Source organism: Kineosporiaceae bacterium (assembly GCA_016713225.1).
Classification (GTDB): Bacteria; Actinomycetota; Actinomycetes; order Actinomycetales; family Kineosporiaceae; genus JADJPO01.
In genome coordinates this window covers 475831-492432 of record JADJPO010000004.1, presented here as the reverse complement: position 1 = coordinate 492432, position 16602 = coordinate 475831, and the positions used below count along the sequence as shown (strand labels likewise).

The window sequence follows — 16602 nt, the reverse complement described above, 5'->3', positions numbered from 1 at the left end:
ACGAGCCACCGCTCACGAGGCCGCGAACGCCCCGTAACCGCGCCACAGCCACATGCCCACCACCCAGGTGATCGCCCAGCCGGTCATCCAGAGCCCTGACCGGCGGCGGCCGAGGGAGAGCCAGCCTGCCAGGAACAGTGCCACCGGGAAGGTCGGCAGCAGCCAGGGCAGCAGGGCATCGGCCCGCGCCGACCACAGTTCGATCGACGGATCCGGGCCGGTGCGATAGGGGTAGGTCATCCAGTCATCGTCGGTGGGCACCCGTCCGAACAGGTCGGTGGCGGCCACCATGGCCCGGCTCCAGCAGTACCCACCGACCAGGTGCGCCGCGAGCCAGAGGGCTTGTGTGGCCGCCGCGGTCACGACCAGGGTGCGCTGCGCCACGCGGCGTCGTCCAGTGATCTCGGGGGCCGCGTCGGGGCCGGTAACCGTCGCCAACACCGCACGGCTCGGCCGGGGCGTCTCTAGATGGGTGCGGAGCAGGTCACGCGGCAGCTCGGCCCACAGTCGCCGGGGCGGGGTGCCGGTGCGCACCAGGTCGTCGTACAACTGGGCGGTCTGCTCGCCGAATCGTTCGCGGTGGGCGCGCGGGGCCAGCTTCAGCGCGGCGCGGTACCAGCCTGAGCCGCGGGGCCGGCGTCCGGGGCTCACGTCGTGCCCAGGGTGGGGCCGCTCGGCCGCCAGGCACGTCGGTCGATCCCGGCGTTTGCGGCCCGTTCGAGGACGGCGTGCAGCCGGTCGAGTTCGACCACCAGTTCGGCCCGGCCGCGCGGGGTGATCCGGTAGTAGCGCCGGCGGCTGTCGTCGAGCTCGGGGGCGGGGCGGTCGTCGACCTCCTCGACCAGCTTCAGGTCGAGCAGGCGGCCGATCGCGGTGTAGAGCGTGGCCGGACCCATGGTCTCGCCGGAAGCCTGGACCGCTTGCATGATCGCGTAGCCGTGGGCCTCACGGTCCACGAGGGTCACCAGGATTGCCGCCTGGGATGCCGGCATCGCCATGGGCCGAGTGTACGACAACTATGTCGAACAGCGATATAAAACGTCCCAGCTGGGACGTCCTGCCAGGACGTCCCGAGGGACGTCGGGCGGCCGGGGTCAAGCCCACGCCTCGGCGCGCCGATCCCTTGCTCGTCATGACCACGCACCCAGACATCCACCCCGAGCCGACGGTGGAGGCCGAGCCTGCCCAGGGCGGAGCACGGCTCTCGGCCCGAGTCCGCCGGCGGGTCCGGGAGCGTCCGCTGCGGCTGCTGCGGTTCCTGGCGGTTCGGGGCGCGGCACCGCTGGTGGTGCTCGGCGTCCTCGCCTGGGCTGTCGGGGTGTTGCACGGGCAGTTGCGGGGGTACCCCTGGTCTCGGCTGGGGCCGTCGATCGCCGAGATCGGTACCGGCCCGGTGCTGGCGTCCATCCTGGCCACCTGTGTGTCGTACCTGGCGATGACCGGCTACGACGCCCTCGCGCTGCGCTACGTCGAACACCGCCTGCCTTATCGCCGCTTCGCCGCCGCCTCGTTCGTGGCCACGGCCTTCGGTAACACCCTGGGCGCCTCCGCCGTCGTCGGGGCGGCCCTGCGGGCCCGGGTGTACTCGGCCTGGGGCGTGCCCGCCTTCGCGATCACGCGGATCGCGGTGTTCAACCTGATCACCCTGTCCCTGGGGTGCGGGGTGCTGGCCGCGGTCGGCATGGCGCACACCCCCGATCGGATCGGCCCGGCTGTTCACCTACCGCCCTCGGTGATGCTCGGCCTGACCGTGGCCCTGGTGACGGCGATCGCCGGCTATCTGCTCTGGTGCGGCGCCGGCAAACGGGCGCTCACCCTGCGGGACTGGCGCATCGACCGGCCCTCGCGCCGCCTCGCGCTCGCCCAGATCGTGCTCTCGACGCTCGAGTGGCTCTCGATGGCTGCGGTGCTGTTCGTGTTGTTGCCGGGCGGCGGGCTGGGCTTTCCGACCTTCGCCACCGTGTTCGTGGTCGCCACCGTCGCCGGTCTGGTCAGCAACGTGCCGGGCGGGCTCGGAGTGTTCGAGGCCGTCCTGCTCATCGGGCTGGGCGGGGCGGTGGCGCCGTCCGCGCTCGTCACGGCTCTCGTGGCCTACCGGATCATCTACTTCCTGCTGCCGCTCACCCTGGCCGCCGTGCTGCTGGCGGTGCTGGAGTCGCGGCGCACCACGGCCACCACGGACGGCGTGCTGGCCCGGGTCGGCGTGCTCACACCGTCCGTGCTGGGCCTGGCCGTCGCGGTACTCGGCGCAGGGCTGGTGATCACCGGGCAGGTGCCCGGGTACGCCAACCCCTCCGAGCTCACGGCGTTCACCGCCAGCCTGGCCGGGGTCGGCCTGATGTTGCTCGCCCGGGGTCTGCACCGCCGGCTGCGCGGCGCCCTGGTCGCCACGCTCGGCGTCCTGGTGGTGGTCCTGACCGCAGCCCTGCTCAGTGCGACACCCGTGCCGGCAGTGGTGTCGCTGCTGCTGATCACCTTGCTGGTGTTGGCGCGCGGGGCGTTCCAGCGCACCACGTCGGTCCTGTCGGACCCCCGGGGCTGGGTCTGGTCGCTGACCGTGGCAGGGGTGTGCTCACTGCTGGTGTGGTGGCACGACCTGTGGGTCGGCTCGCGGGCCGTCGGCGGACGTACCTGGCTGGAGGCCTCGGTCGGCCACGGCACCCCCGTCACCGTTCGGCTCGGACTGTCGGCCGGCGTGCTGGGGCTCGTGGTCGCCGGAACCCGGCTGCAGACCGTCGCCCGCCCGGCTCATGCCACCGCGACGGCCGCTGAACTCGTTCTCGCCGAACCGATTCTGGCCCAGGCCCGGACCAGCGACGCCTCGCTGCTGTGGACCGGTGACAAGCGGGTCCACTTCTCGCCCGGCGGCGGAGCGCTGCTGATGTACCAGGTGCGTCGTCGCAGCTGGGTGGTGATGGGCGACCCGGTCGGGGACGAGGCCGAGTTCGACGAGCTGCTCTGGTCGTTCCTCGACCTGTGCGACCGCAGCCTGGGGCGGCCGGTCTTCTACTGCGTGCACGAGGAGACGGCCGAGCTCTACCGGCGGCACGGGCTCACGCTGTCGAAGCTGGGGGAGGAGGCGGTCATCGACCTGACGACCTTCACCATGCAGGGCAAGAACCGGGCGAAGTTGCGTTCGGAGGTGCGCTCCAGCGAACGGGTCGGGGTGAGTGTCGAGCTCGTCGATCCCGAGCGGGTGCCCGAGGTGCTGGCGCAGCTACGGGTGGTCTCCGACATCTGGCTCGAGCAACGCAACGCGCGCGAGAAGTCGTTCTCGCTCGGTGCCTTCGACGAGGAGTACCTGGCCCGGTTCCCGATCGCGGTGGCCTGGCAGGACGGCCAGGTGGTCGCGTTCGCGTCGCTGTGGGCCAGTGGCGCTCGGCACGAGATCAAGGTCGACCTGATGCGCCGGCTGCCCGACGCGCCGCGCTGCGTGATGAGTCACCTGTTCGTGGCGGCGATGACCTGGGCGCACGAGCAGGGATTCGCCTCGTTCAGCATCGGCATGGCGCCGCTGTCCGGGTTGCGGCCCGAGCCCAGCGATGGCGACCCGGGTGAAACCGCCGATTCGCCGGCCGCGGCGACCTACTGGGACCGGATCGGCCACTTCCTGTTCAGCCACGGCGAGCACTTCTACAACTTCCAGGGGCTGCGCCAGTTCAAGGAGCGCTTCCACCCGCAGTGGCAGGCCCGCTACGTCGCCTCGCCCGGTGGGCCGGCGCTGCCGTCGATGATGCTGGACGTCGCGCGGCTCGTCGGTGGCGGTCTGCGCGGTGTGGTGGCTCGCTGAGGCATCCTCCGCGGACTAGGTGGAGGGTTAGGGCACGCAGACGGTGCCAAACTCGCCACCTTGTGCCCGAGGAACTCAGCGCTGGGCGGTACCGGAGCGCAGCAGGGAGCCGCGTCCGGTGGGCCACGGGGATGTGCCGGCCTTCGAGCCGGGCACGGTGAACACGTCCAGGCCGTGATCGATCGAGGTGGTCACGATCTCGAGCGTGCCGTTGCCGTCCAGGTCGGCGATGGACGGCGCCGCCGCCACGCCGATGCCGTTGCCGTCGGCGGCCTGCTTCGGCAGGCGTTGGTCACTGATCTTCGCGCCCTTCGGTGACAGCACGACGAGCCGGCCACTGTTGGCGGCCAGGCCGTAGACGCCGAACACCAGCTCGGGCAGGCCGTCCTTGTTCAGGTCCGCGGCGACCACCTCGGAGGCGAACGTGCGGGCCTTGCCGGGCGCATATCCATAGCGCCACAACCGCTTTCCGGTCGAACTGATGGCGTACACGTAGCCGTCGGCACCCGGGAAGACGATCTCCGGCTTGCGGTCGCCGGTCAGGTCGACCAGCGTCGGTGCCGGGATGCCGCTGGGCGGGTACCAGTCGCCGTCCTTGCGCACGATCGGCTTGCCGGTCAGCGGCAACGTCTCGAACCCCTTGTGCCGCCGCCCGGATCGCACGCCCTTGCCCTGGGCACCGTCCAGCACCATGACGGCGTGGGCCTGGGTTTCGTAGGGTTCCTTCTTCTCGACGTTGGGGATGCCGATCACCTCGGCCCTGCCGTCGCCGTCCAGATCGCCCACCGAGGGCGGTGAGGCGGTCCACTGCAGCCAGCCGGTGGTCTGCACGTTCGGCCAGTCACCGCTGTGGGCGTGCTGGTGCCGATCCTCGACAGTGGGCGAGAGCCAGCGGATGAACTGCCCCCAGCCGAGCCGCTTGCCGGCAAACCCGCTCTGGCGGTTGGTGTACCAGGTCGAGGCCAGCACCGAGGTGCCGTCGTGGTTGAACAGGTTGATCTGGTGGTTGTCGTAGGTGACGACGATCTCGAGCTGCTTGTCGTCGTCCAGTTGACCGATGCCCACGTTGAGGCCGTAGGCGCCGTAGCCGTGATTGCCGTAGCCGTTGAAGTCGGCGTCGTTTCCGCTGCCGCGCAACGTGTTGTAGCGCGGCCAGGCCGGCTTGTGACCGCCGGCGGGTTGGTAGAGCCGGCCGGTGGCACTGAAGACGAACACCTGCGCACCGGTGCTGGAGGTGTTGGTCGTGGTGGCCACCACCTCGATGCTGCCGTTGCCGTCCAGATCGGCTGCGGCCAGGCCGCGCACCTCCGGGGTCTGGCCGCCGCTGGCCACCGACGCGGGCCAGCCCTTCTTCACGATCAGCTTGCCGGAGCGCCACTCGTAGGCGCCCACACTGCCGTTGCCGCCGACCACGATCTCGCGCACGCCGTCGCGGTCGAGGTCGGCCACCACGGACGGCGCGTAGCTGCGGCCCTGGGTCGCGGTGCCGGTGGCCAGCCGCTTGCCGGCCGCGGAGTAGACGTAGGTCGAATAGAACGGGGCGACGATCTCGAGCTTCTTGTCGCCGGTGAGGTCGACGAGGGCGGGGGAGGAGAACCAGCCGGTCTGGCCCGGGTCGATCCGTCGCACGAACACCGGGGCCTTCACCGCGGCGGCGCGGGTGAGTGCCGCGCCCGCACTCCCCGAGCCCGTGGCGGGCGAGCCGGACGCCACGAGTGCGCTGCCCGAGGTGGAGGGTGCGGCAGCAGCCAGGGCCAGGGCCGCGGTGGACGGCGAGACCTCCGGCGCGGCGGCCGGATCGGGCGACCCGCCACAGGCGGCCGTGAGGGTGAGGGTCAGCGTCGACAGGCAGATCACGGCGGCTCGGTGCCGGGCACGGGGGAGGGCATCGGGTCGACCGTTCGGGGTGCGGCTGTGCCGTGCGAAGATCACGCGGGGAACGGTAGTCGCCGGTGCGTCGTGCCTCGGTTATCGCGGCGTCAAGGCTTCGACCAGGTGTGCTGCTGGGCGTGGCTCAGGGCTGTGAGCGTCGACTGCGGGCCACCATGGCGCCGATCCCGGCCATCATCGCCAGCACGGCGGCCACCGAAACGATGATCTTCGTGGTGGAGTTGCCGCCGACCGCGGACTCGACCGGCGCGGGCTGTGTCGTCGCCGCGGGCACGGATGACGCTGCCGGCGAGGGGGCCACCACGGAGGGGGTTGCGGAGGCTGCGGCCGGAGTGGAGGCGGCCACGTTCTGGCCGATCACGGTGAAGCCGAACTTGCCCGAGATGGGGTGGCCGTCGGCGCTGGTCACCCGCCACAACACGGTGTACTCACCGCTGGTCGCGCCGTCCGGCATGGGCGAGCTGATCACCGGACCGTTCGTGGTCACGGTCAGGGCGGTGGCACCGGCGGGGCCGGTCAGGCGCAGCTGAGCCGTGCCCTTCAGCACGTTCTCGGTGAAGGTCATCTTGATCTCGGGTGGGGGAACGCTGAGGACCGATCCGTCCGCCGGCTCGATGGAGCGGACGCCGGAGTGGGCCTGTGCGCTGGCCAGTCCCCACCCGAGCAGTGCGCTCAGGGTCACGACGAGGACGGCGACGACCCTGCCGAGCCGGGTCCACGAGCCAACAGGCGGGTGCGAGGGGACAGCGAACATGGGATCCATCCTGGCAGGTGCCGCGCGGCTGCGGCATGCGGTCGTCAGCTCACCGTGGCGGCGATCTCGGCCACCTCGACGGCGGCGCGCCGGTCCGCGGAGGTTGCGGCGGCCTCGAGCACGGTCTGCACCTGCAGTGCCGCGGCGAAGTCGGGCATGGGGGCGACCAGCGCCGCGTCCGGGCGGCCGGCGAGCGCCTCGAGGATGTCGGCCGCCTGGTGGGTGAACGTGTGCTCGTAGCCGATCGGATGGCCGGGCGGCCACCAGGCGCCGACCCAGGGGTGACCGGCCTCGCCGTCGCACACCTCGATGGTGGTCCAGCCCCGGACGGCGCGCTCGGTGGTGGCGTCGTAGACGTCGAGGCGTCCCATCTGGTCGAACCGGAACCGCAGCGCTCCGTGCTCGCCGTGGATCTCGAATCCGTGGGCGTTGTGGTGACCGGTCGCGAATCGGGTCGCCTCGAACGAGGCGGTGGCGCCGCCGTCCAGTTCGCCGAGGAAGAGCACCGCGTCGTCCACGGAGTGGCTGGGTACATACGTGCGCATCAGCGAGCCGGCGATGCGCTGCACCTTCTCGCCGGTGACGAACTGGACGGCGTCCACGATGTGCGCCGCGATGTCCCCGAGCGCCCCCGAGCCGGCGACGGTGGCATCGAAGCGCCACACGTCGTCCGCGCCGATGCCCCACTGCTGCAAGTAGATCGCCCGGACGTGGCGGATCGCGCCGAGGCGGCCCTGACGGACCAGTGCCCGGGCGAGCGCGATCGCCGGCACCCGGCGGTAGCTGAACCAGACGAAGGTCCGGACGCCGTGTGCCGCGGCGCGGTGGGCGGCGGCGGTCATCGCTGCGGCATCGGTGAGGGTGTGGGCGAGGGGCTTCTCGCAGGCCACGTGTTTGCGCGCCTCCAGGGCGCCGATGGCGGCCTCGGCGTGGACGTGGTTCGGGGTGCAGATGTCGACCAGCTCGATCGCCGGGTCGGTGATCAGCGCCGTGACGTCCGTGGTGGCGTGCTGCCAGCCCCAGCGGGCGGCGAAGTCGGTGGTGGCGGCGGCGTCGCGTCCGGCCACGGTGTGCATCACCGGGGTGAGAGCGGGATCGAAGAACCGGGTCACCTGGGACCAGGCGTTGGCGTGGGCACGGCCCATGAACTTGGTGCCGATCATGCCGATGGCGAGGTTCGTCGGTTCAGCCGTCATGGTCGACGACCATAGTTCGCGCAGCTTTCGGCGGCGAGCGATCATGCCCCTGGCAGGTGCATCCCGGGGTGTTCAGGAGCCGGACGGCGTCGCGCCGGTGAGGTCACCGGGGCCGATCGGGGTGAAGTAGCGACCCGTGGCCGGGTGACGGTGCAGGGTGGCCAGCGCGTCCAGACTCGTGGTCGGCGAACCGTGCGACCCGCTGAGAGTGAACAGTCGATCGCCGTTTCGGTAGGGCGTGTGGGGCATCGGGCCCGCCGTCGGATGAGTGGTGTCGAACACGACCTCGACCCGATTCGGGCCGGTCGATCGGGCGATCACCGGCCAGACCTCGCCGCGGTCGTGCCCCTCGGTGACCAGCGAGCCGATGGCGTTGCGCCCGTCCGCGGACAGGGTGGTCAGGAACAGTTCATGTCGCCGCCACGGTGTGGCGCCGTCCACCTCGGGCTGCTCCTCCCAGCGGTACGTGCCGAGGAAGGCAGCCAGCGGGCCGGCGCGGGAGGGAGCAGGTGACGGTCTCCGGGCCGACGTCGGAGCTGACACCGGGGATGACTCGGCCGCATCGGGGACCGGGGTCGCTCCTGACGAGGGCGGCTGCGGGGACCAGGGCGGCTGCGGGGACGAGGGCGATGGCGAGGACGAGGACACCGGCGTGCCGCCGTCGCGGCGGAGCAGTCCAGCTCCGCCGACCACGATGCCAACAGCGAGCGCGGCCCCGAGGATCGACGCTGCACGACGCATGCTGCGACCCAAACCCAGCCCGATGCTGGTGTCAAGGTCCGGGTCCTAACGGAGGGCTCTGAGCGTGAAGATCCGTGATCCGGCCTCTGAGTGGTCGCGTACCGTGACCACGTGCCCCAGTCCCCGTCGCGAGCAGAGGCCCTGGCAGGGCAGTTGCTCGACGCCCAGGTGGCCCACCACCTCGAACGGCTGACCGGGGATCGCCTGGTCTCGACCGTGGTGGGGCTCGCCGATGACCTGCTCTCGGCTGGCGGCCGTCACCGGATCGAGGACCTGGTCGACCGCGCGACGGTCACGGCGATCGTGGTGCGAGCCCTGGGCACCGTGCCGGCCAGTGCCGCAGTCGGCGGCGTGGTCGACCTCGTGGCCACGGTGCTGCACGACGGCCCCACCGGGGAGTACACGCTCGGGGAGTTCGTCGACCGCGAACGGGTCGAGGCCCTGTTCGACAGCGTTGTTGGCCTGCACCCGGTGCTGGAGCGGCTCGGGGAACGCTTGGCCGAAGTGCCCCTGGTGGGAACCATGGCCTCGCGTTTCATGACCCGCATCGTGGGCGAGGTGCTGCAGGCCAACAAGGCGGTGGCCGGCAAGGTGCCGGGGCTGGGCTCGCTCATGTCGCTCGGCACCAGTGCGGCCTCTCGGGTGATGGGTGCGGCGGACCGGCAGCTCGAGGGCCTGCTCGGGGACACCGTGGACAAGGGCGGCGCGTTCGCGGTGCGCCGGCTGAACCGGATCGTCATCGAGACGTTGCGCGATCCCACCACGCGCGCGGCGGCCCTGCAGGCCTGGGGCCTGCTCGCCCAGGAACAGGTGCCACGGAGCGACCGGGTGAGTCCGGAGCAGATCAGCGACGTGGCCGACGCCCTCTACGACCTGGCGATCGGGACGCTGGGATCCGAGCCGGCAGCGCACCTCGCCGAGGTGGTCATCCATGGCTTCTTCGACCGTTTCGGACGATATTCGCCCACGGAGCTGCTGGAAGAGTTCGAGCTGACCCGTGAGGATGTCGTCGAGGATCTGCTTCGCCTCGCCCCCAAGGTCATCGAGGCGTTGCGCGCGTCCGGCGATCTCGAGCGGTTGCTACGGGCGCAGCTCGAGCCGTTCTACTCCTCACCCGAGATCGGCGCCCTGCTCGGCTGACCGGTCTGGTCACACGTCCAGGATCTCCCGTCGTCCCCTCGTGCCGTGAGTCGACCAGGGCTGATCATCGAGAACCGTTGAGATGCAGGCGGACTGCGCGCTGGTCTCTGGCGTCAGATCCAGGGTCGCCAGTTCGGCGAGCCGGGCCTGGAGGTCGAGCAGCGCGGCACGCGCCTGCTGGGCGACGCGGGTGTGGAACGCCCGCGCGAACACGCTGGGATCGCCTTGCAGTCGGTCCAGCTCGGCCTGCAGCGCGGCCAGCCGTTGGTTGACGTCGTCCCCGGTGAGCAGTGGGTCGATCGGTGTCCCGGCGTCCGTCACCAGATCATTATCGGCACGTCACTGCAGATCGCCCGTCAAACCGGCTCATGCTCCGCGGGTGGCGGTCGAACTTCTGATGACAACGCTGTCGAGCGTCGCCTGCGGAGCATGAGCCGTCACCTGGGGAGCATGAGCCGGTTTGGTGGGTCAGCGGGGCCAGTAGGAGGTGCGCCAGCTGAGGGCTCCGGCGCCGTTGGGGCGGCCACCTTGGGCCGCCTGCATCTGGCGGTGGGAGTGGGCGGCGGTCCAGACCGACACGGGTTCCGTCCGGGCCTCGTCGCCGCCCCCGCCGCGGGCGGCGACGAGGGCGAGGATGACGGCGATCTCCTCCGCAGTGGCGTCCCCGCGGATCACTTTGAGCACGGGGCGGGGCGTGCCGTCGTCCGACAGTTTCTGGGTGTTCATCGCGACCTCATCGCCCTCACACGCTCACAGCGGGATGTTGCCGTGCTTCTTGGGCGGCAACGCCTCGCGCTTGGTGCGCAGCGACCGCAGCCAGCGCGCGATCTCGACCCGGGTGCGGGACGGCGCCACCACGGCGTCGACGTATCCGCGTTCGGCGGCGATGTACGGGTTCGCCAGTGTGTCCTCGTACTCGGTGACCAGCTGACGCCGCGCGGCGTCCACGTCGCCACCGGTCTCGGCCACCTTCTTCAGATCGCCGCGGTAGAGGATGTTGACCGCGCCCTGGGCGCCCATGACGGCGATCTGCGCGCTCGGCCAGGCCAGGTTCACATCCGCGCCGAGGTGCTTGGACCCCATGACGTCGTAGGCGCCGCCGTAGGCCTTGCGCGTGATGATCGTGACCTTGGGCACCGTGGCCTCGGCGTAGGCGTAGATCAGCTTGGCGCCGCGGCGGATGATGCCGTTCCACTCCTGGTCGGTACCCGGCAGGAAGCCCGGGACGTCGACGAAGGTGACCACCGGGATGTTGAAGGCGTCGCAGGTGCGCACGAACCGGGCGGCCTTCTCGGACGCATCGATGTCGAGGATGCCGGCGAACTGCATCGGCTGGTTGGCCACGATGCCCACCGAGCGGCCCTCGACCCGGCCGAAGCCGATGATCATGTTGGGCGCGAACAGCGCCTGCACCTCGAGGAACTCCCCGTCGTCCAGGACGTGCTCGATCACCCTGTGCATGTCGTAGGGCTGGTTCGGCGAGTCCGGGATCAGCCGGTCGAGTTCGAGGTCGGACTCACCGATCGTCTCGTCGAGGTCGAAGCCGTCGAACACCGCCGACTCGGACAGGTTGTTGCTCGGCAGGTAGCTCAACAGTGCCCGGACGTACTCGAGCGCGTCGTCCTCGTCGGCGCCCATGTAGTGGGCGTTGCCCGAGCGGGTGTTGTGGGTGCGGGCGCCGCCCAGTTCCTCGAAGCCGACCTCTTCGCCGGTGACCGTCTTGATCACGTCGGGTCCGGTGATGAACATGTGCGAGGTCTGGTCGACCATCACGGTGAAGTCGGTGATCGCGGGGGAGTAGACCGCGCCACCCGCGCACGGGCCCATGATCAGCGAGATCTGCGGGATGACGCCGCTGGCGTGCACGTTGCGCAGGAAGATCTCGCCGTACAGGCCGAGCGAGACCACGCCCTCTTGAATGCGGGCGCCGCCGGAGTCGTTGATGCCGATCACCGGGCAGCCGATCTTCATCGCCAGGTCCATCACCTTGACGATCTTCTCGCCGAAGACCTCGCCGAGGCTGCCGCCGAAGACCGTGAAGTCCTGCGCGAACACGCACACCTGGCGGCCGTCGATGGTGCCGTGGCCGGTGACCACGCCATCGCCGTAAGGCCGGTTCTCGTGCAGGTTGAAGTTGCGGCTGCGGTGGCGCGCCAGCTGGTCGAGCTCGATGAACGAGTCCGGGTCGAGCAGGGCCTCGATGCGCTCGCGGGCGGTCTTCTTGCCCTGGGCGTGCCGCTTCTCGACCGCAGCGGAGGAGCCTGCGTGCACCGCGGCGTCGATGCGCCGCTGCAGATCCTCGAGCTTGCCCGCCGTGGTGTGGATGTTGATGTTGTCGGGCACCTCGGTACCGCCGGCACCACGGACGTGAACTTCTGCCGGTTGTGCGCTCATTCCCGCAGCGTATTGCGCGCCCGTCGTCACGACAGGTCCGGGGAAGCGGCGCTGGTCACAACGACACGCCCCGGCGGTAGCGTCGCTCGGGTGAGTCAGCCCCCGCCGTCCCGGCCGTCGCCACCGCCCGGCCCGTTCACCGACCTCGACCGTCCCCCGTTGCGCGAAGCCGCCCTCGCCGCGGCGCTCACCGGCGCGACCATGACCGGCGGAGACGGTGGGGACGGCGCGTGGCGGGCGATCGAGGTGGTCGCCGAGACCGGCTCGACCAACGCCGACCTGGCCCGGCGGGCCGCGGCGGGTGAGGCGGAGGGACTGGTGCTGGTCGCCGACCAGCAGAACGCCGGCCGAGGACGCCTCGCCCGAGCCTGGACGACGCCGCCACGCGCCGCGATCGCCGTCTCGGTGCTGGTGCGTCCGGACGGCGTGCCGCCCGAGCGGCTGGGCTGGTTGCCGTTGCTCGGGGGCCTGGCCGTGGTCGACGCGGTGCGCAACCGCTGTGGCCTGCCGGCCCGGTTGAAGTGGCCCAACGATGTGCTGGTGCCGATCGACGGGCTGCCGCAGGCGGCGGCGTCCGGGGCCGCCGAACGCAAACTGTGTGGGGTGCTGGCCGAGGTCGTGCCATCGTCGATACCCGGCATCGGGCCGGCGGTGATCCTCGGCGCGGGCATCAACGTCACGCAGACGGCGGACGAGCTGCCGGTGCCGACCGCCACCTCGCTGCGCCTGGCCGGGTCGGCGGTCACCGATCGCGACACCGTGCTGCGCGCCTATCTGCGAGCGCTCGCCGTCCGGTACCGGGCCTTCGTCGAGGCGGCCGGTGACCCGCGGCGCAGCGGCATCGGGGCGGCGTATCGCGAGGCCTGCTCGACGTTGGGGCGCGAGGTCGAGGTGCACCTGCCGGGCCGCGACGTCGTCCACGGCACGGCTCGAGAGGTGGACGACGACGGCCGGCTGGTGGTGGCGACCGGCGCCGGCGAGCTGCCGTTCGCCGCCGGCGACGTGGTCCACCTGCGCTGACCTCGGGCAGCGCCACCCGGCCCCGTGATCATGCAATCCGTGCACGTTTCGTGCACGGATTGCATGATCACGGGGGTGCGCTGCGCCTCAGCGGGGTGAGGTGCGGCCGTAGAAGATCATCGACGTGAGGTCGTTGAGGCGCATGTCGGGCACCTCGCCGTAGGTGAGCACGGAGTTGATCCTGGGCCGTGATCCGGCCACCGGAGTCACCCGGTGCAGCGCGTGGTGCCCGCGGAAGATCGCCAGGGCGCCGGGCGAGCTCGCCAGGCGCACCCGCCGCGACGGGTCGTCGTCCAGTGCGGCCCGGACGTCGGCGTAGTTCTCGTCGGTCGCGCTGCGCAGCCCCGGGCAGTAGTCGAAATCACCGCCCTGCTCGGCCTGCTGGTACATCACCGTCACCGAGAACTCACTGCGGTCGAAGTGCCAGCCGAGTTCCTCACCCTCGGACATGGTCGTCACCTGCACCGCGTCCAACGGATCGGCGCTGCGGTAGAAGATGTCCTTGCCCAGCACGGCGGCGATGAAGTGGGTGAGGTCATCGTTCTCGTAGAGCCGGCGGATCGGGGCCTCGGCCGGTAGCTGGTCGTAGGCCAGACCGTGCTTGGCCGAGCGGACCAGGCGGGCACGAGGGTCGTCGTCGGGCACCGTGGCGTCCGGCGGGTCGAAGTAGACCGTGTGCCGCGACTGCGAAGCCCAGGCGACGTCGGCCAGCTCCTGGGCCAGCTCGATCATCTCCGCGACGGCGTCATCGCGGACGAAACCGGGCAGCGAGCACACCCCGTCGGCCTCCAACTCGGCGCGGCAGCGGGCGAGCAACGTGCGGCCCGGCGGCGAGCCGAGGTCGTGGATCGGGTAGCGGTCGAGGTCGACCACGTCGGCATACGGGGGCCGAACCGTGGCTGTGTTCGCAGGGTTCGCAGGGTTCACGGCGTTCACAGCGTTCACCGGGTTCACCGGACCTCTCAGGTGTGCGTGCACGACTCGGGCACGACTCGGGCACGATCGTGCGCCCTCGGCGGGTCGGTGCGCCAGACCGGTGAGCCCGTGCAGGTCGGCGGGGCGGTTCGGCCGTTCGTCGCGGGGACGGTGATCCATCGGCGTGGACTGGCCCGTCGGGCGTGACCCGGGGCACGCGAGGAGGCATCCTGGCAGTGTGGGGTTCCCTCTGAAACTGCTCGCACCGGGCGAGCGCCTGGTGCTCGTGCTGCGGCCCCATGCCAAGGTGCTGGTCGCTCCGGTGCTGGTGCTGCTGATCACCGCACCGGTGACGGCGTACCTCGCCGGGCTCGTGCCCGACGGTTCCGCCCAGCCCTGGATGCGCCTGGCGGTGGCTGCGGTGGGGCTGGTCGTGGTCGGCCATTGGACCCTCTGGCCCTTCCTGACCTGGTGGAACACCATCTACGCGATCACCGATCGCCGCCTGGTGCTGCGCGAGGGCGTGTTCAACCGCACCGGCCACGACATGCCGCTGAGCCGGCTGAACGACGTGAAGTTCTCGCACAACGTGGTGGAGCGGGTGCTCGGCTGCGGCACCCTGGTGGTCGAGTCCGCCGGCGAGATCGGGCAGCTGGTGCTGGACGACATCCCCCGGGTCGAGCAGGTGCAGCGCACCCTCTACCGGTTGTCGGACGAGGTGCGAGGCGTCGGTGACGACAGCGTTGTCGATGAGTACGACGAGTTCGATGACGACGCCGATCCCGACGCCGATCCCGATGCCGATTCCGGCCCTGATAACGCGACGAAGGTGCTCCGGGGCCGACGTCGACGAGGTCTGACGTGAACGAGTGCTGGTGAGCGAGCCCGAGAACGTCCCCGCCACTCTCGCGGATCTCGAACACGTCCTGATCGGTGGCGAGCGCAAGTGGCGGCGCCGCGAGGTCGCCCGCAGCGTCGGGGTCTCGCTGCTGAGCGCCCGCAAGCTCTGGCGTGCCCTGGGATTCGCCTCGGTGGACGACGAGGAGATCGCCTTCACCGACGCGGACGCCGAGGCACTCGAGCGCACGGTGTCGATGGTGCGCGACGAACTGCTCGACGAAGAGACCACGATCGCCTTCGCGCGGGCGCTCGGGCAGACCACCGATCGGTTGGTCAGCTGGCAGATCGAGGCCCTGATGGAGCACCTCGGGCGCTGCCCGCACCCCGACTGTGCCAGCGGCAGCCCGAGCGGGGCGGTGGCTCACCTGTCCGGCATCGTCGAGGATCTCGAGGTGCTGCTGGTCTACGCCTGGCGACGCAAGCTCGCCGCGGCGGTGGCTCGGCTCGAGCACCCACCGCCGGGTGAGGAGGCGGCCTCGGGCAAGCTGACCGTCGGCTTCGCCGACCTGGTCAGCTACACCCGGCTCTCGCAGCGGCTGAGCCAACGTGAACTGGGCATCCTGGTGCAGCGATTCGAGGGCATGGCCTCGGACGTGGTCACCGCCGGCGGCGGCCGGGTGATCAAGACCGTGGGCGACGAGGTGCTGTTCACCGCCGACGATCCGCTGTCGGCGGCCGTGATCGGGTTGTCGCTGTCCGAACGGCTCGCGAACGACGAGGTGGTTCCCGAGGTGCGGGTGGGCATCGCCCACGGACTGGTGCTGCGCAGTCTGGGAGATGTGTACGGGTCGACGGTGAACCTGGCCAGCCGTCTCACGGCGCTGGCCGAGCCGGGAACCGTGGTCACCGATCCGCACACCGCGGCCATGCTGGCCCGGCACGAGGGGCTGGTGCTGGTGCCGCAACGACGCCGTCAGGTGCGGGGGTTCGGGCCGTTGCAGCCGCTGTTGGTCACCCGGGCCGGGCCGACCGAGCAGCTGATCGACATCGACTGATGGCCGAGGTGAACGCCGCGGCACGAATCGGGCGTCGCTAGGCTCGCCGTCATGAGCGGTCAGGTGAGGTTGAGCCGGCACGGGGAACACCGTCATGTGGCCGAACTGGTGCTCGATCGGCCCGAAGCGCTGAATGCGCTGTCGACGACGTTCGCCGCCCAGCTGCGCGATACGTTGCGTGACCTGGCCACCGAGGCCGAGAGTGGCGCCGTCCGGGCCGTGGTGCTCTCGTCCAGCCGGCCCCGGGCGTTCTGCGTCGGGGCCGATCTGAAGGAGCGCAACACCTTCACCGATGCCGATCTGCGCGCACAGCGGGTGGTCTACCGCGCCATGACCGCGGCCTGGCGGGCGTTACCGGTGCCGGCCGTCGCAGCCGTCGCGGGGTATGCGATGGGCGGCGGGTTCGAGCTCGCCCTGTGGTGCGACCTGATCGTGGTGGACACCACGGCGGTGCTCGCCCTGCCGGAGGTGTCGGTGGGCGTCGTGCCGGGGCTCGGCGGCACCCAACTGCTCTCACGCCGGGTGGGCCTGTCCCGGGCCAGCGATCTGATCTTCACGGCGCGCCGGATCGATGCCGAGCAGGCCATGGCGCTGGGTGCGGTGGACCGCGTGGTGGCTGCCGGGACGGCGCGTGACGTCGCGATCGAGCTGGCCTCCACGATCGCGGGCAACTCTCCGGTCGGGGTACGCAATGCCAAGCGCGCGCTGCGCACGGGTTTCGATGTCGACCTGGCCTCCGGGCTCGAGATCGAGGACGGCGCGTGGCGCGCCACCGCATTCTCGGCCGACCGGGCCGAGGGGGTCGCCGCATTCGTCGAGAAGCGCTCGCCGAACTGGCCCGGCGTCGACTGAGAGCGATCCGGCGGC

Annotated in this window: 16 protein-coding genes; 6 read left to right on the top strand and 10 right to left on the bottom strand. The window is 71.0% G+C overall.

The genetic code is table 11. The features are described from left to right. Positions 1–12: 12 nt before the first annotated feature. A complete protein-coding gene (locus IPK24_18700) occupies positions 13–651 on the bottom strand; it encodes a hypothetical protein (protein ID MBK8077541.1) in 639 nt (212 codons plus the stop codon). Then, positions 648–998: a helix-turn-helix transcriptional regulator gene (locus IPK24_18695; protein ID MBK8077540.1), complete on the bottom strand. Its 351-nt coding sequence runs from the start codon at positions 996–998 to the stop codon at positions 648–650. The genes IPK24_18700 and IPK24_18695 overlap by 4 nt, the downstream gene beginning before the upstream one ends. A 134-nt stretch (positions 999–1132) precedes the next feature. Between IPK24_18695 and mprF the strand changes: the two genes are divergently transcribed. Further along, on the top strand, positions 1133–3790 hold the full coding sequence (mprF, locus tag IPK24_18690; GenBank protein ID MBK8077539.1) for a bifunctional lysylphosphatidylglycerol flippase/synthetase MprF: 2658 nt from the start codon (positions 1133–1135) through the stop codon (positions 3788–3790). Positions 3791–3865: 75 nt separating this feature from the next. On the opposite strand, the gene IPK24_18685 is transcribed toward mprF, so the two are convergent. From IPK24_18685 to IPK24_18670, 4 genes are all read right to left on the bottom strand, one after another. Continuing rightward, positions 3866–5722, bottom strand: coding sequence for a VCBS repeat-containing protein (locus IPK24_18685; GenBank protein ID MBK8077538.1), 1857 nt, complete (start codon positions 5720–5722; stop codon positions 3866–3868). Between the two features lie 82 nt (positions 5723–5804). Continuing rightward, entirely contained in the window at positions 5805–6434 is a 630-nt protein-coding gene (locus tag IPK24_18680; protein ID MBK8077537.1) for a copper resistance protein CopC, read from the bottom strand. A 44-nt stretch (positions 6435–6478) separates the two neighbouring features. Further along, the gene (locus tag IPK24_18675; GenBank protein ID MBK8077536.1) at positions 6479–7630 is read right to left on the bottom strand and encodes a Gfo/Idh/MocA family oxidoreductase; all 1152 of its coding nucleotides are present in this window, start codon (positions 7628–7630) and stop codon (positions 6479–6481) included. Positions 7631–7702: 72 nt separating this feature from the next. After that, a complete protein-coding gene (locus IPK24_18670; protein MBK8077535.1) occupies positions 7703–8371 on the bottom strand; it encodes a hypothetical protein in 669 nt (222 codons plus the stop codon). A 111-nt stretch (positions 8372–8482) separates the two neighbouring features. Here IPK24_18670 and IPK24_18665 point away from each other — a divergent pair, with 111 nt between their 5' ends. Then, entirely contained in the window at positions 8483–9511 is a 1029-nt protein-coding gene (locus IPK24_18665) for a hypothetical protein (protein ID MBK8077534.1), read from the top strand. A 9-nt stretch (positions 9512–9520) separates the two neighbouring features. Here the strand turns inward: IPK24_18665 and IPK24_18660 are convergent, their stop codons facing one another. From IPK24_18660 to IPK24_18650, 3 genes are all read right to left on the bottom strand, one after another. Then, the gene (locus IPK24_18660) at positions 9521–9832 is read right to left on the bottom strand and encodes a hypothetical protein (protein MBK8077533.1); all 312 of its coding nucleotides are present in this window, start codon (positions 9830–9832) and stop codon (positions 9521–9523) included. A 147-nt stretch (positions 9833–9979) separates the two neighbouring features. Continuing rightward, positions 9980–10222, bottom strand: a complete 243-nt coding sequence (locus IPK24_18655) for an acyl-CoA carboxylase subunit epsilon (protein MBK8077532.1) — start codon at positions 10220–10222, stop codon at positions 9980–9982. Between the two features lie 39 nt (positions 10223–10261). Then, complete coding sequence (locus tag IPK24_18650; protein MBK8077531.1) at positions 10262–11905, bottom strand: acyl-CoA carboxylase subunit beta; 1644 nt, start codon at positions 11903–11905, stop codon at positions 10262–10264. 201 nt (positions 11906–12106) lie between these two features. Between IPK24_18650 and IPK24_18645 the strand changes: the two genes are divergently transcribed. Further along, positions 12107–12925, top strand: a complete 819-nt coding sequence (locus IPK24_18645; GenBank protein MBK8077530.1) for a biotin--[acetyl-CoA-carboxylase] ligase — start codon at positions 12107–12109, stop codon at positions 12923–12925. 87 nt (positions 12926–13012) lie between these two features. Here the strand turns inward: IPK24_18645 and IPK24_18640 are convergent, their stop codons facing one another. After that, positions 13013–13852: a hypothetical protein gene (locus IPK24_18640; GenBank protein MBK8077529.1), complete on the bottom strand. Its 840-nt coding sequence runs from the start codon at positions 13850–13852 to the stop codon at positions 13013–13015. A 226-nt stretch (positions 13853–14078) separates the two neighbouring features. Between IPK24_18640 and IPK24_18635 the strand changes: the two genes are divergently transcribed. From IPK24_18635 to IPK24_18625, 3 genes are read left to right on the top strand one after another with little or no spacing between them, the layout of a single operon-like run. Next, complete coding sequence (locus IPK24_18635) at positions 14079–14705, top strand: PH domain-containing protein (protein ID MBK8077528.1); 627 nt, start codon at positions 14079–14081, stop codon at positions 14703–14705. Between the two features lie 10 nt (positions 14706–14715). Beyond that, complete coding sequence (locus IPK24_18630; GenBank protein ID MBK8077527.1) at positions 14716–15735, top strand: adenylate/guanylate cyclase domain-containing protein; 1020 nt, start codon at positions 14716–14718, stop codon at positions 15733–15735. A gap of 51 nt (positions 15736–15786) precedes the next feature. Next, positions 15787–16587: an enoyl-CoA hydratase/isomerase family protein gene (locus IPK24_18625; GenBank protein ID MBK8077526.1), complete on the top strand. Its 801-nt coding sequence runs from the start codon at positions 15787–15789 to the stop codon at positions 16585–16587. Positions 16588–16602 lie beyond the last annotated feature (15 nt).

What these genes read in the sequence shown, in the direction of transcription:
- IPK24_18625 (MBK8077526.1), top strand. Translation starts at nt 15,787, where the DNA reads ATGAGCGGTCAGGTGAGGTTGAGCCGGCACGGGGAACACCGTCATGTG.
- IPK24_18695 (MBK8077540.1), bottom strand. Translation starts at nt 998, where the DNA reads ATGGCGATGCCGGCATCCCAGGCGGCAATCCTGGTGACCCTCGTGGAC.
- IPK24_18680 (MBK8077537.1), bottom strand. Translation starts at nt 6,434, where the DNA reads ATGTTCGCTGTCCCCTCGCACCCGCCTGTTGGCTCGTGGACCCGGCTC.
- IPK24_18670 (MBK8077535.1), bottom strand. Translation starts at nt 8,371, where the DNA reads ATGCGTCGTGCAGCGTCGATCCTCGGGGCCGCGCTCGCTGTTGGCATC.
- IPK24_18650 (MBK8077531.1), bottom strand. Translation starts at nt 11,905, where the DNA reads ATGAGCGCACAACCGGCAGAAGTTCACGTCCGTGGTGCCGGCGGTACC.
- IPK24_18645 (MBK8077530.1), top strand. Translation starts at nt 12,107, where the DNA reads ATGACCGGCGGAGACGGTGGGGACGGCGCGTGGCGGGCGATCGAGGTG.
- IPK24_18675 (MBK8077536.1), bottom strand. Translation starts at nt 7,630, where the DNA reads ATGACGGCTGAACCGACGAACCTCGCCATCGGCATGATCGGCACCAAG.
- mprF (MBK8077539.1), top strand. Translation starts at nt 1,133, where the DNA reads ATGACCACGCACCCAGACATCCACCCCGAGCCGACGGTGGAGGCCGAG.